At 69.6% G+C, this 13301-nt stretch carries 14 protein-coding genes; 9 read left to right on the plus strand and 5 right to left on the minus strand.

Translation table 11 applies throughout. The features are described from left to right. Positions 1-118: IS110 family transposase (locus tag VFX14_24685; protein ID HEU5192892.1), on the plus strand; the 118-nt coding region annotated here is incomplete at its 5' end. A 16-nt stretch (positions 119-134) separates the two neighbouring features. On the opposite strand, the gene VFX14_24690 is transcribed toward VFX14_24685, so the two are convergent. The 3 genes from VFX14_24690 to VFX14_24700 all read right to left on the minus strand — a co-directional run bounded on the left by VFX14_24690 (position 135) and on the right by VFX14_24700 (position 4693). Beyond that, a complete protein-coding gene (locus VFX14_24690) occupies positions 135-2255 on the minus strand; it encodes a PQQ-dependent dehydrogenase, methanol/ethanol family (protein HEU5192893.1) in 2121 nt (706 codons plus the stop codon). 216 nt (positions 2256-2471) lie between these two features. Then, positions 2472-3224, minus strand: coding sequence for a peroxiredoxin (locus tag VFX14_24695; protein HEU5192894.1), 753 nt, complete (start codon positions 3222-3224; stop codon positions 2472-2474). Beyond that, positions 3221-4693 carry a PLP-dependent aminotransferase family protein gene (locus tag VFX14_24700; protein ID HEU5192895.1) on the minus strand — a complete coding sequence of 491 codons (1473 nt, stop codon included), beginning with the start codon at positions 4691-4693 and terminating at the stop codon, positions 3221-3223. Before VFX14_24700 ends, VFX14_24695 begins: the two co-directional genes overlap by 4 nt. 113 nt (positions 4694-4806) lie before the next feature. On the opposite strand from VFX14_24700, the gene VFX14_24705 reads away from it, so the two are divergent. Both VFX14_24705 and VFX14_24710 read left to right on the plus strand, forming a co-directional pair. Continuing rightward, the gene (locus VFX14_24705) at positions 4807-5172 is read left to right on the plus strand and encodes a nuclear transport factor 2 family protein (GenBank protein HEU5192896.1); all 366 of its coding nucleotides are present in this window, start codon (positions 4807-4809) and stop codon (positions 5170-5172) included. Positions 5173-5174: 2 nt separating this feature from the next. Further along, the gene (locus VFX14_24710) at positions 5175-5546 is read left to right on the plus strand and encodes a nuclear transport factor 2 family protein (protein HEU5192897.1); all 372 of its coding nucleotides are present in this window, start codon (positions 5175-5177) and stop codon (positions 5544-5546) included. On the opposite strand, the gene VFX14_24715 is transcribed toward VFX14_24710, so the two are convergent. Continuing rightward, positions 5543-7150 carry an NAD(P)/FAD-dependent oxidoreductase gene (locus VFX14_24715; protein HEU5192898.1) on the minus strand — a complete coding sequence of 536 codons (1608 nt, stop codon included), beginning with the start codon at positions 7148-7150 and terminating at the stop codon, positions 5543-5545. The genes VFX14_24710 and VFX14_24715 overlap by 4 nt on opposite strands. Next, positions 7143-7553 (minus strand): MmcQ/YjbR family DNA-binding protein, encoded by a 411-nt coding sequence (locus VFX14_24720; GenBank protein HEU5192899.1) that lies wholly within the window; start codon positions 7551-7553, stop codon positions 7143-7145. The genes VFX14_24715 and VFX14_24720 overlap by 8 nt, the downstream gene beginning before the upstream one ends. A 27-nt stretch (positions 7554-7580) precedes the next feature. Here VFX14_24720 and VFX14_24725 point away from each other — a divergent pair, with 27 nt between their 5' ends. The 6 genes from VFX14_24725 to VFX14_24750 are packed head-to-tail and all read left to right on the plus strand — an operon-like array spanning position 7581 to position 13286. Continuing rightward, the gene (locus tag VFX14_24725; protein HEU5192900.1) at positions 7581-8324 is read left to right on the plus strand and encodes a GntR family transcriptional regulator; all 744 of its coding nucleotides are present in this window, start codon (positions 7581-7583) and stop codon (positions 8322-8324) included. After that, on the plus strand, positions 8321-9574 hold the full coding sequence (locus VFX14_24730) for an LLM class flavin-dependent oxidoreductase (protein HEU5192901.1): 1254 nt from the start codon (positions 8321-8323) through the stop codon (positions 9572-9574). Before VFX14_24725 ends, VFX14_24730 begins: the two co-directional genes overlap by 4 nt. After that, complete coding sequence (locus tag VFX14_24735) at positions 9571-10362, plus strand: alpha/beta hydrolase (GenBank protein ID HEU5192902.1); 792 nt, start codon at positions 9571-9573, stop codon at positions 10360-10362. Before VFX14_24730 ends, VFX14_24735 begins: the two co-directional genes overlap by 4 nt. 7 nt (positions 10363-10369) lie before the next feature. After that, entirely contained in the window at positions 10370-11551 is a 1182-nt protein-coding gene (locus VFX14_24740; GenBank protein HEU5192903.1) for an acetyl-CoA acetyltransferase, read from the plus strand. Between the two features lie 2 nt (positions 11552-11553). Then, positions 11554-12057 carry an OB-fold domain-containing protein gene (locus tag VFX14_24745; protein HEU5192904.1) on the plus strand — a complete coding sequence of 168 codons (504 nt, stop codon included), beginning with the start codon at positions 11554-11556 and terminating at the stop codon, positions 12055-12057. A gap of 26 nt (positions 12058-12083) precedes the next feature. Beyond that, positions 12084-13286: an amidohydrolase family protein gene (locus VFX14_24750; protein HEU5192905.1), complete on the plus strand. Its 1203-nt coding sequence runs from the start codon at positions 12084-12086 to the stop codon at positions 13284-13286. Positions 13287-13301: the final 15 nt, after the last annotated feature.

The raw sequence follows: 13301 nt of genomic DNA on the forward strand, positions 1-13301 counted from the left end.
TCAGCGGTTCGTCGCCGCCGGCCGGCCCGGCAAGCTCGCGGTGACGGCCGCGATGCGAAAGCTCCTCGTCATGCTCAACGCCATCCTCCGCGACAGACGCCCATGGCAACCCGCTTGACTCCCGAGACAGTCGCTCAGTTCTTGGGTCGAATCGCGTCCGCGGTGCCCTGGATGAAGGCCTTGATCTTCTCCAGCTGCTCCGGCGTGATCTTGCCGGTGAAGTCCGGCATACCCACCGCCATGGTCGGGCCGCGGTAGACGAACTTGTCCATGTTGCTGATCACGTCGGCGGACGAGTAGCCCAGGTTCTTGATGTTGCCTCCGCGATCCACACCGGGGACGCCGTGGCAGAACACGCAGTTGCTCACGTAGAGCAGCGTGCCCTCCTGCACGTGGGCGGGGTCGTACTTCACGCCCTGGACGAGCGCGCCCTGCTGATACTCGACGAAGGCCGGCGGCCGCGCATTGCTGCCGATAGCGAAGGTGTAGACGGTGCCCGGCCCGCGCCGCTCGGTCGCGCGGTGCATGACCCCGTACACGCCGCCCCAGCCCACCGCCACCGAGACGTACTGCCGGCCGTCCACGAAGTAGGTGATCGGTCCCGCCACCACGCCGGTGCCGGTGGCGCTCTCCCAGAGCTTGTCCCCGGTGGTGGCGTTGTAGGCGATGAAGCGCCCGTCCGCCGTGCCCTGGAACACGAGATTGCCCGCGGTGGTGAGCGTGCCCCCGTTCCACGGCGAGACGTGCTCCTGGCGCCACGCTTCCTTCTGATTGACGGGGTCCCACGCGACGAGGCGCCCGAAGGGCTTGCTCTTGGGCGGCTCGACGTTGGCGTACATGGCGAGGTTCCAGCCGAGGCCGCCGTGCGGCTCGCCCGGCGTGTTGCCGCCGAACGTCCAGTTCTTGTTGTCCATCAGGTTGACCGGGATGTTCTGCACCGGGAGATACACGAGCCCGGTCATCGGGTTGAACGACATCGGGTGCCAGTTGTGCGCGCCGTAGGGGCTCGGGATGATCTCCCGCGGCCGGTCCACGAGACGCGCCTCCGGCGTCTCCATCGGGCGGCCGTCCTTGTCGTAGCCGGTGGCCCAGTTCACGCCCTCCACGAAGTTCTTGGCCGAGATGAACTTGCCGTTGGTCCGGTCGATCACGAAGAAGAAGCCGTTCTTGGGCGCGTGGAGGATGACCTTGCGCGGCGCGCCGCCGATCTTGAGATCGGCGAGGATCATCGGCTGCGTCGAGGTGAAGTCCCAGTTCTCGCCCGGCGTCTCCTGATAGTGCCAGACGTACTTCCCGGTGTCGGGGTTGAGCGCGACGATCGAGCCGAGGTAGAGATTGTCGCCGCCCGCCGGGCTCCGCTTGCTCCGCGCCCACGGGGAGCCGTTGCCCGTGCCGATGTACATGAGGTTGAGATCAGGGTCGAACGTCATCGTGTCCCACGGCGTGCCGCCGCCGCCGGCCTCCCAGTACTTCCCGCTCGGGTCCCACGTCTTGGCGGCCTTGGCCATCGACGCGTCCTCGAAGGGCTTGGAAGGATCGCCGGGCACGGTGAACCAGCGCCAGCGTTGGGCGCCGGTGGCCGCGTCGTAGGCGGTGACGTAGCCGCGTACGCCGTACTCGGCGCCGCCGTTGCCGATGATGACCTTGTCCTTGTAGACGCGGGGGGCGCCGGTGATGGTGTAGGAGCGCGCGCGGTCGATGATGGTGTCCTTGCTCCAGAGCACCTGCCCGCTCACCGCGTCCAGCGCGACGAGCCGGCCGTCGTAGGTCGCGACGTAGACGCGGCCCTTGTAGACGGCCACGCCGCGGTTCACCACGTCGCAGCAGCCCTTGTAGCCCGCCTCGCGCGGCACGTCGGGATCGTAGGTCCAGAGGCGCTTGCCGTTGCGCACGTCGATAGCGTGGACGACGCTCCAGGAGGCGCTCACGTACATCACGCCGTCGACCACCAGGGGGGTGGCCTCGACGCCGCGCCGGGACTCGAGGTCGTACGCCCACACGAGGCCCAGCACCTTGACGTTGTCCGCGTTGATCTGGGTGAGCCGGCTGAAGCGCGTCTCCGCGTAGTCCAGCCCGTGGCTGGGCCAGTCACGCGACGTCCGCGCGTTGGCCCGGATGAAGGCGCCGTCGACCTTGCCCGCCGAGATCTTGATCCGCTCGGGCGGGGTGTTCTCCATCTTGCCCTGGGCGGAGGCGCCACCGATGAGGGCGCCGAGGGTGAGTGCCGCGAGAGCCGTTGAGAGCGCACGCTTCATGGGCCCCTCCTTCTGGAACGACGCCGGTGTCAGGATCCGGAAGGCTCGCCCGACGATCCTGCCAGAGCCACGGCACGAGGTCAACGCGGGTATACTCGGCACGCATGGGTGCGTGCACTCGGCGGGCATTCCTGGGGGCGGTCGGCTCAGCCGCGCTCGCTTCACGTTTGGCACTCGCCTTCGTGCTGACCGGGTGATCCTGTGTCGCGGGCCGCGCTAGAGCGAGCGCACCACCTTCAGGACGTCGCCGGGATCCGGCCGCACCTGGAAGTTGTGGGCGACCTTGAACCAGCGCACCGTTCCGTCGCGATCGACCACGATGGTGGCGGGCTTCGGCACGTCCTCGCCGTTGGGACCGCCCGCCGAGTGGATCAGGCCGTAACGGCGGGCCACCGCGAGATCACGGTCGGCGAGGAAGCGGTAGTCGAGGTGCAGCCCCTCCGCCACCTGCTGGCTCCGCTCGTTGGAATCGGGCGAAATCGCGACGATCTCCACGCCGGCCTGCTCGGCCTCCGACAGCTGGGCTCCAAGACCTTGGAGCTCGGCCATGCAGAAGGGTCACCAGTAGCCGCGATAGAAGATGACGATGACCGGCTTCTTCCCGCGATAGTCCGCGAGGGTCACGGGCCGGCCGGCCGCGTCAGGCAACGTGAAGTCCGGCGCCGCTTCGCCCATGCGGAACGCGAGCGGCGTGTCGGGTACCCGCGCGCCGACGAAGTCGAACCAGGCGCCCGCGACCAGGAGCAGGCTCGAGATGAAGAGGGCCACCCACGAGGGCCAGCGCGGCCGGTAGCCACGCCAGAGGGCGAAGATCGGCAGGAAAGTGGCGAGCGCGAACGCGATCACGTAACCCTCGGGATGATTGCGCACGATGGGCACGCCGAGGAGCATCACGTACGCCGCGATGGCGCCGAAGGCGATGACGACGCTCAGGAGCGCGAGACGCAGACCGGATCTCACGGCCGTCATTCTCTCACGCTCCCCTGGAAGACCTCGGCCAGGCGGCGTATCCCCGCGCCGATCTCGGACTCGCTCAAGGACGCGTAGCCGAAGAGGAGGCCCGCGCGTCGGGGCGGCTCCACGTATGACGGCGCCACCGAGTAGATGCCCACGCCCGCCTTCGCGGCGCGCGCGATGGCGGACGGAAGCTCCGCCGGGCGCAGGCCGTTGAGCCAGACCACGAGGTGCACGCCGGTGTTCTCTCCCGCGATCTCCACGCGGTCGCCAAAATGGTGGCGCAGCGCCTCGATGAGGGCCCGCCGCCGCCTCGCATTCCGGCCGCCCGCGCGGCGGAGATAGCGCTCGTACCGGCCGCTCGTGATCAGCTCGGCCAGTGCCTCCTGGTAGAGCGGCGCCGAGAAGCGATCGGCCACCCACTTCGCGGCGAGGAAGGCGGGCACGAGCGGGCGCGGCAGCACGAGATAGCCCACACGCAGAGCCGGGAACAGCGTCTTCGAGAACGACCCGAGGTAGAGGGTCCGCTCGTCACGGTCGAGGGACTGGAGCGCCTCCAGCGGGTGGCCTTCATAGCGGAACTCGCTCACGTAGTCGTCCTCGACCACCCAGGCGCCGACGCGCGCCGCCCACTGGAGGAGGGCGAGGCGCCGATGCAGCGGCATGATGACCCCGCTGGGGAACTGATGGCACGGCGTCACGTAGGCAAGGCGGGGCCGCTGGGCCGCGGGCGGGAGTTTGCTCGTGTCGAGACCGTCACCATCGACGGGCACACGCAACAGGCGCGCGCCCACCGCCTCGAAGGGAATGGTGGCGCCGGGGTAATGTGGCTCCTCCACGACCGCGCCGTCGCCCGGGCCGAGGAGCACGCGCGCGATCAGGTCCAGCGCCTGCTGCGTCCCGTTCACGATGAGGATGCGGTCGGGATCGCTCACCACGCCGCGGGCGCGTCCGAGATACTCGCTGAGGGCCTCCCGCAGCGGGCGGTGGCCCGCGGGGCCGCCGTAGCCGAGCGCGTCGGAGGAGGTGCGGCGGGCCCGCGCGGCGAGAAGACGTCGCCAGATCACGCGCGGGAACTCGTCCACCGCGGGCCGGCCGTAGCGGAAGTCGTAGCGCAGCGCCGGGCGCGCGGCCGGCGGCTGCGGCGCGAGCTGAAGCCGCTCGGTCAGACGCCGGGCGTACGCGGACACCGCCGCCGGGCGCGGCGCCGCGGCGGGACGGGCCGACACGGGAGCCAGGCGCGGCGCCGGCACGCGCGCCACGGACGTGGCGCCACGGTGACGGCTCACCAGGTACCCCTCGGCGGCGAGCTGCTCGTAGGCCAGCATGACGGTGTTGCGCGACACTCCCAGATCACGTGCGAGAGCCCGAGTCGACGGGACCCGCGCGGTGGGGCCGAGCCGGCCCGCACGGATCATCCCCTTCAGCGCGTGATAGACGCGGCGATAGAGCGGCCCGCTCGCCTCGCGCAGGTTCAGCAGCATGGCATCTCGCCTCCTCGGAGCGTTCCGAATCTGGCCCCTTCCATCCAGTCGAAACTGGCCCTTTCACAGGGCCAGGGGCGGGACTAGGATACCCGAGACAAGGAGGTTCGACGATGGCAACCAAGGCGGACGATCTGGCGACCCTCGAGACCCTCAACCGTGGCTATCTCCTCGCCGCCGAGAAGCGCGACGTGGCCTGGTACGCGGAGCACCTGGCGGAGGACTATCGCGCCACCAACCCGGACGGCTCCTTCGTGGACAAGGCGGGGTTCCTGGCCCGCTTCGCCAAGCCCCACACCATGACGGATCTCCGCGCGCCCGAGGTGCGCATCCAGCACCTCGGCGACACCGCGCTCATCCACGCGAGCTTCGAGGACACGCGGCCGGACGGCAGCCACGGCCGCGGGCGGTACACCGACATCTGGCAGCGGCGGAACGGGCGCTGGCTCTGCGTCTCCGCCCACTTCACGAGGTGCTGATCATGGCCACCGCGACCACGACAACGGACCAGGCCGCCCTCGAGGCGCTCAACCACGAGTACATCCGCTCGGTCAGCGAGGCCGACGTGCGCTGGTTCGACGCGAACCTCTCGGACGACTTCGTCAACAGCAATCCCGACTGCTCGCTGGTGGACCGCGCGGGATTCCTCGCCCAGATCGGCCGCGGCTCCAGCGTGAAGAGCCTCGCCATCGAGGACGTGCTGGTCCGCGTGCTGGGGGACGTCGCATTGATCCATGCGCGGACGACGTACCTGAAGGCCGATGGCCAGCCGGGCGCGGGACGCTACACGGACGTGTGGCAGAAGCGCGGCGGACGCTGGATCTGCGTGGCCGCGAACGTCACGCGGCTCTAGCCGAGGCGGAAGCCCTCGTAGCCCTTGGCGGCGACCTCGTCGCACTTCTGGCGATACAGGCCCACGCCGCCCACGTAGGGCATGAAGACGCGCGGCTTGCCGAGCACGTTGGCGCCCGTGTACCAGGAGGCGGCCTTGGGATACAGCGTCATGTGGCCGACCGCGTTGACGTGGTCCACCCAGGCGTCCTCCGACTCCGGCGTGGCCTCGATGGTCGCCCGGCCGCGGGCGCGGAGATAGGCCATGCAGTCGGCGATCCAGTCCACGTGCTGCTCGATGGACACGAGCATGTTGCTGAGCACCGACGGGCTGCCCGGCCCGGTGATCGCGAAGAGGTTGGGGAAGCCGGCCACCGTCAGGCCCAGATAGGTGCGCGGGCCCGCTGACCACTTGTCCTTGAGGCTGATCCCGTCGCGGCCCCGGATGTCGATGCGGAGCAGCGCGCCGGTCATGGCGTCGAAGCCGGTGGCGAAGACCAGGCTGTCGAACGTGTAGCGGCCCGCCGCGGTGCGGAGGCCGTCGGGGGTGATCTCCTCGATGGGCGCGGTGCGCACGTCCACCAGCGTGACGTTGTCCCGGTTGAACGTGGCGTAATAATCCGTATCGACACAGAGCCGCTTGGTGCCGAGGGGGTACGTCTTCGGCGTGAGCAGCTCGGCCACCGCGGGATCGCGCACGATCGCGTGGATCTTCTGGCGGAAGAACGCGGCCGCGGTGTCGTTGGCCTCCTGGCTGATCTGGATGTCGAGGTAGGTCGCGGCGAAGCCGAGCCCGCCGCGCTGCCAGCGCTTCTCGTACTCGCGCTCGCGCTCCTCGGCGGAGACGGAGAGCGCGGACACGTCGTTCCGCTCGATCACGAAGCCCACGCGCGACTCGCGCGCGGCCTGCCGATGGGTGGGATACTCGGCCTTCCAGCTCCGCTGGTACTCCGGGTCCATGGGCACGTTGCGCGCGGGCACCGAGTAGTTGGGCGTGCGCTGGAACACGTAGAGATGCGCGGCCTGCTTCGCGATGATGGGGATGGACTGGATCGCGGACGAACCAGTGCCAATAATACCCACTTGGAGTCCGGTGAAGTCCACTCCTTCGTGGGGCCAGCTCCCGGTGTGATAGCGCGCGCCCTTGAACGTCTCGACGCCCTTGAAGGGCGGCACCTGGAGATCGGACAGGCACCCCGTGGCCATGACGCAGAAGCGCGCGGACACGAGGTCGCCGCGGTCGGTGCGCACCGTCCACCGGCGCGCGGCCTCGTCGAAGGCGGCCGAGACCACGTTCGTCTCGAATTGGATGTCCCGCTTGAGGTCGAAGCGGTCGGCCACGTGATTGGCGTACTTCAGGATCTCGGGCTGCGAGGCGTAGCGCTCCGTCCACTCCCATTCCTGCTCGAGCTCCGGAGAGAACGAGAAGGAGTAGTCCATGCTCTCGACGTCGCAGCGCGCGCCGGGGTAGCGGTTCCAGTACCAGGTGCCGCCCACCCCCTTGCCCCGCTCGAACACCTGCGCGGAGAAGCCGAGCCCGCGGAGGCGATGCAGCATGTAGAGGCCGGCGAAGCCAGCGCCGACGATCACCGCGTCCACGTCCCGTGCCCCCGTCGCATCAGCCACGCGCTCTCCTCTTGGTTGCCGGCGCCACGTGCCGGTAGGCCTGCTCCACCAGCGCCGCCACCTGCGTCCAGCTCGGTCGTCCATCGATCCGCACGCCCACCCAGCCCCGGATGCCCACGTAGGGCGGCCGGAAGAATCGCGCGGGATCGGCCTTCACCAGCGCCTCCTGCTCGCCCAGCGGCGCGGGCAGCCACACCGCGAGATGGTCGGCGCCGTGGTGGTGATTGTCCAGCTGAGCGAAGAGCCGCCCCCCCACCCGCCACGTGGGCTCGCCCCACGCCACCTTCTCACTGGTGTCCGGCAGCGCGAGGCAGATCGCGCGCAGCCGCCCGATGGGATCGGCCCCTACCCTCGCCCCGGCCGGCTTCCCGGCCGGCCGCCGACCCCCCCGTTGCGTGGCCATAGGACACTTGTTATAACAAGCCTCACCATGGCCGTCCACCGGCTCGAGCCTGGTCCACCCTCTCTCTATTTCCAGCTGCACCAGCACCTGGTGGAGCGGATCCGGGCCGGCGAGTTCGGGCCCTCGGTTCCCCTCCCCACCGAGATGGAGCTGTGCGAGCAATATGGTGTGAGCCGGATCACCGTTCGGCGCGCCCTCGACGCGCTCGCCGACGAGCGGCTCATCTCGCGCCGGCGCGGCGTCCGCACCTTCGTGGTGGAGCCCCCCGTGAAGTCGGTCGCCCTGACCGGCTCGCTCGACGACGCCCTCTCCTACTCCGGCAATCTCTCGCTGAAGCTGCTCTCGACGGAGGAGGTGCGGCCCTCGCCGGTGGTCGCGCAGGCGCTCCGGCTGGACGCCGGCGAGTCGGTGCGGCGGCTCGAGGCCATCGCGGCGTCCGCGGGCGAGCCCTTCGCTTATGCGGAGTATTACCTGCCCCGCGCGGTCAGCGCCCTGTTCGATCCGACCGACCTCCAGGCCCGGGTGCCCGTTCTCCGCGCCATCGAGCAAAAGCTGGGGCGGCGCATCACCAGCGCCAGTCAGACGGTGGAGCCGGTCATCGCCGATCGCGCGGTGGCCGACTATCTCGGCATGAAGCCGCGCGCGCCCCTCCTCAAGGTCGTGCGCACCTACTTCACCGCGGAGGACACGCCGGTGAAGACCGACGTCGTCCGCTATCACCCGGAGCGCTATCGCTACACCGTGCAGCTCTTCTCGAGGAGAGAGACATGAAGATCAGCGCGTTCCACCTGATGCCCCATCGCGAGCTGCCCGCCGACTTCGAGCAGAAGTACGAGTCCGTGTGGGTGACGCCGCCCTGGCACGAGCTGGCCGAGCCGAAGCGAGTGGGCCAGTACTACAACTGGACGCTGGACGAGCTCCTGTTCGCCGCGCGCGCCGGCTTCGACGGCGTGTGCACCAACGAGCATCACCAGAACGCCTACGGCTTCATGCCGAGTCCGAACATCATGGGCGCGGTGATGGCGAAGGCCACGAACGGGTCCAACGTCGCCATCGTGCAGATGGGCGCCACGCTGCCCACCTCAAACCCGCCCATCCGCGTCGCCGAGGAGTACGCGATGCTCGACTGCATCAGCGGCGGGCGGCTCGTGGCGGGCCTGCCGCTCGGCAGCCCGATGGACGTGAACTTCTGCTACGGCATCACGCCCATGGAGCACCGCGAGCGCTACCGCGAGGCCTTCGCGCTCACGCTGAAGGCCTGGCAGTCGCGCGAGATCTTCGCCTGGAACGGGCGCTACTTCCAGCTCGCCAACGTGAATCTCTGGCCGCGCCCCATCCAGCAGCCGCACCCGCCGGTATGGGTGCCGGGCTCGGGCAGCATCAGCACGTTCGACTTCGCCGTGGAGCATGACGTCTGCTACTGCTTCCTGTCCTACTCGGGCGCGAAGGCGGCGAAGTCGATGATGGACGGCTACTGGCAGGTCGTGACGGATCGCGGCAAGGACGCCAATCCCTATCGCGCGGGCTTCCTCCAGCTCGTCACCGTGGCCGAGACCGACGCCCAGGCCGAGGAGAAGTACGCCAAGCACGTCGAGTACTTCTATCACAAGTGCCTGCACTGGCCGCCGCAGTACCTCTCGCCGCCGGGCAATCAGGACTACCGGAGCCTCGTGTCCGCGGTGGCCAAGCCCCTCCGCTACGCGGTGGACCCGAAGGCGCTCCGCTATCGCGACTTCGTGGAGAAGGGCTACGTCATCTCGGGCAGCCCGGCCACCGTGCGCGATCGGCTGAAGGAGGAAGTGGTGAAGGGGCTCAACGTGGGCAATCTCATGGTGCTGCTGCAGATCGGCTCCATGCCCCACGAGCTCACGCTCGAGAATATGGACCTGTTCGCCAAGAAGGTGTTGCCCGAATTGCGCGGCTGCTGGAACGAGGAGGGCTGGGTGAATCACTGGTGGCCGGCCGGGCTGCGCGACGCGGTGCCCGCCGCGGTGCCCGCGGGCGCGGCGAGCCGGGCATGATCCGCGAGCAGACGCTCTCCGTCTGGCAGAACCGCGTGCGCATGCGCGTGCTCTCGGACGGCGCGGGCCCGCCGCTCGTCTACTACCACGGGCCCTGGGGCCTCACCTGGGACCCGTTCCTGGGGGAGTTGGCCACGCGCTTCACCGTCTACGCGCCCGAGCATCCGGGGACGTCCCCCAGCGCGCACGACGACATCTATCACCTCGACAATCTCTGGGATCTCGTCCTCTGCCACGAGGAGCTCCTGACCGCGCTCAAGCTGGACGCGGTGGCGATGGCCGGCCACTCCTTCGGCGGCATGGTGGCGTGCGAGATGGCCGCGGCCTACCCGCGCCGCGTTCGCCGCTTGGCCTTGATCGCGCCGCTGGGATTCTGGCGAGATGCCGAGCCGGTGAAGAACTGGATGATGGTCAACCCGACGGACATGCCGGGCTGGGTGTTTCGCGATGCCGGCAGCGAGGCGGCGAAGGCGATGATCGGGCCCACCGAGCCGCCGGACGCCGCGGCCGCCGCGCGCGTGAAGCTCATGTGGGCCATGGGCGCGACGGGCAAGTTCCTCTGGCCCATTCCCGACAAGGGGCTCAAGAAGCGCATCCACCGAGTGACCGCGCCCACGCTCCTCGTGTGGGGCAAGGACGATCGCATTCTACCGCCGGTTTACGCCGACGAATTTACACAGCGCATCCCGGGCGCGCGGCTGCAGACGGTGGCCGACGCGGGGCATGCGCCCCAGGTCGAGCAGCCGGGCGCGGTGGCGCGCATCGTCGGCGAGTTCCTGGGCGGATGACGCGCGCATGAAAGACCGGACGCTGCGCGGCAAGGTCGTCCTCGCGGGCATCGGCGAGACCACGTACTACAAGCATGGCCAGGCGCCCGCGTCCGAGTTCCAGCTCGCGCTGGAGGCGATCCTCAAAGCCTGCCACGACGCTGGCATCGATCCACGTGAGGTCGACGGCTTCTCCTCCTACAGCAACGATCGGAACGATCCCTCGCGCATCGCCGCCGCGCTGGGCCTGCCCGCGCTGCGCTTCTCCAACATGCAGTGGGGCGGCGGCGGGGGCGGCGGCTCCGCCGCGGTGGGCAACGCGGCGGCCGCGGTGGCGGGCGGCGTGGCCGACTGCGTGGTGGTGTTCCGCGCGCTCGCCCAGGGGCAGTTCCAGCGCTTCGGCGCCGCGCCGCCGGTGGCCACGGTGGCGGGCGAGCTGGCCATGACCTTCCCCTACGGGCTCATCTCCCCCGCCCAGCGCTTCGCCATGCGGGTGATGCGCTTCATGCACGAGCACGGCGTGCGCCATGAGGCGCAGCGGGCGATCGCGCTGGCTTCCTACCACCACGCCCAGGCCAACCCGAGAGCGGTCATGCATGGCCGGCCGCTCACCGCCGAGGCGTACGACGCCTCGCGGTGGATCGTGGAGCCGTTCCGGCTCTTCGACTGCTGCCTGGAGAACGACGGGGCCGCCGCCATCGTGGTGGTGTCCGCGGATCGCGCCCGCGATCTCCCCAAGCGCCCGGCCTATCTGCTCGGGGTGGCGCAGGGCTCCGAGCACCGGAACGCCGCCCGCGCCCACAACGCCCCGCTCTACGCCACCTCGTCCTTCACCACCGTGGTGCCGCGCCTCTACGACATGGCGGGCGTGACGCCCGCCGACGTGGACGTGGTGCAGAGCTACGAGAACTTCACCGGCGGCGTGCTCATGAGCCTGGTCGAGCACGGCTTCTTCGCCGCCGAGGAGGCCAACGAGTTTCTGCGGGTCGACAATCTGCTGGCGCCGTCCGGGCGGCTGCCGCTCAACACCAGCGGCGGCAATCTCGCCGAGTGCTACATGCACGGTTTCGAGCTGGTGATCGAGGCGGTGCGCCAGCTCCGTCGGGAATCGACTGCCCAGGTGCCCGACGCGGACGTGTCGATGGTGATCTCGGGACCCATGGTGACGCCGGTATCGAGCTTGATCCTCGGCGGGGAGGCCACGCTGTGACGATGGCGCCGACGGCGACGGGACGCTACTACCTGCCCGCCGGCTTGCCCGCGCCGGTGGCCGAGCCCGATGGGCTCGACCGACCCTACTGGGACGGCACGCGCCGGAGCGAGCTCTGGGTGCAGCGCTGCAACCGCTGCCGCACCTGGCAGTGGGGACCCGAGTGGATCTGCCACGCTTGTCTCGTCAGCGACGTCGGCTGGACGCGGGTGGACGGCCGCGGCGTCATCTACTCATGGGAGCGCGCGTGGCATCCCGTGCATCCGGCTCTCAAGGGCCATGGGCCCTACATCGTGGTGCTGGTGGAGCTGCCGCACGCCGGCGGCATCCGCATGCTCGGCAATTTGCTCGGCGATCCGCAGCAGGTCGTGACCATCGGGGCGCCCGTCGAGGCCGTGTTCGAGGCGCACGACGACGCCAAGACCCCGTTCACTCTCGTGCAGTGGGTGTGCGAGCCGCAGGACGCCGCGGGGCTGGGGCCCCGCCGTCCGAGGCGAGCAATTTGATAGAAGACCGCGTAGGAGGAGATGACATGAGCCAGCTCGAGATCAACGCGCCGAACCTGTGGCGGCTCGAATCCCCCGGGCATGCCGGCTGGGCGCGCACCGCCCGGCCGCAGGATCCCAACAAGTACTTCATCGTGTCCGCCGACTGCCACGCCAACGAGCCCGCGAACCTGTGGGCCGAGCGCATCGACGCGAAGTACCGCGACCGCCTGCCCCGCGTGATCACGGACGAGAACGGGGTGAAGTGGCGCGTGTCCGAGGGCCACCGGCCCGATCGCCTTCGCGTCGACGAGATGGAGGGCGAGGACCGGCTGAGGCAGCTCGCCGGCGCCGATCCCCGGGACCGCCTGCGCGATCACGATCGCGACGGCATCGACGCCGAGGTGATCTTCCCCAACAAGGGGCTCAGCATGTGGGCCACGCCGGACGCGGTGTTCGCCCAGGCGCAGTGCCGGGTGTGGAACGAGTGGGCGTGGGAGACCTTCGGCCCCTACAACGACCGGCTCTCGCCCGTCGCCGCCATCGCCTCCGCGGACCTCGAGGGCTCGATCGCCGAGGTGAAGCGTGTGGCCAAGGTGGGCTTCCGCGCGCTGACCCTTCCCTGCAAGCCGGTCTGGGGCGCGCACGACGTCGATCACGCCAACTACAACTTGCCGACCTTCGATCCCCTCTGGGCGGTCATCCAGGACACCGGCCTGCCCATCACCTTCCACATCTCCACCGGGCGCGATCCCCGCGCGTCACGCGGCAACGGGGGCGCGGTCATCAACTACGTGTCGCATTCGCTCGCGCCGACGGTGGAGCCGGTGGCGAACTTCTGCGCCTCAGGCCTGCTCGAGCGCTTCCCGAAGCTCCGCTTCGCCACCATCGAGGCCGGCATCGGCTGGCTGCCGTGGGCGCTCGAGGCCATGGATGAGGCGTACCGCAAGCACCACTTCTGGGTCCGGCCCAAGCTCAAGCACCTGCCCAGCGACTACTTTCGCATGCACGGCTTCGCGTCGTTCCAGGAGGATCCGGTCGGCTTGCGACTGGCGGAGCCGCTCAATCTGATGGACTGCTTCATGTGGGGCAACGACTACCCGCATCACGAGGGGACGTGGCCACACTCCGCGGAAGCCATCGAGCGGACGATGGCCGGCGTGTCCGACACCGCGCGGGCGAAGATGCTGGGGCTGAACGCGGCGCGGCTGTTCGGCTTCGAGGTGCCGGCGGCGAAGGGCCTAGGCTAGCCGCGCTAAAAAACC

It is taken from the genome of Candidatus Methylomirabilota bacterium, from assembly GCA_035764725.1.
Taxonomy (GTDB): domain Bacteria; phylum Methylomirabilota; class Methylomirabilia; order Rokubacteriales; family CSP1-6; genus DASRWT01.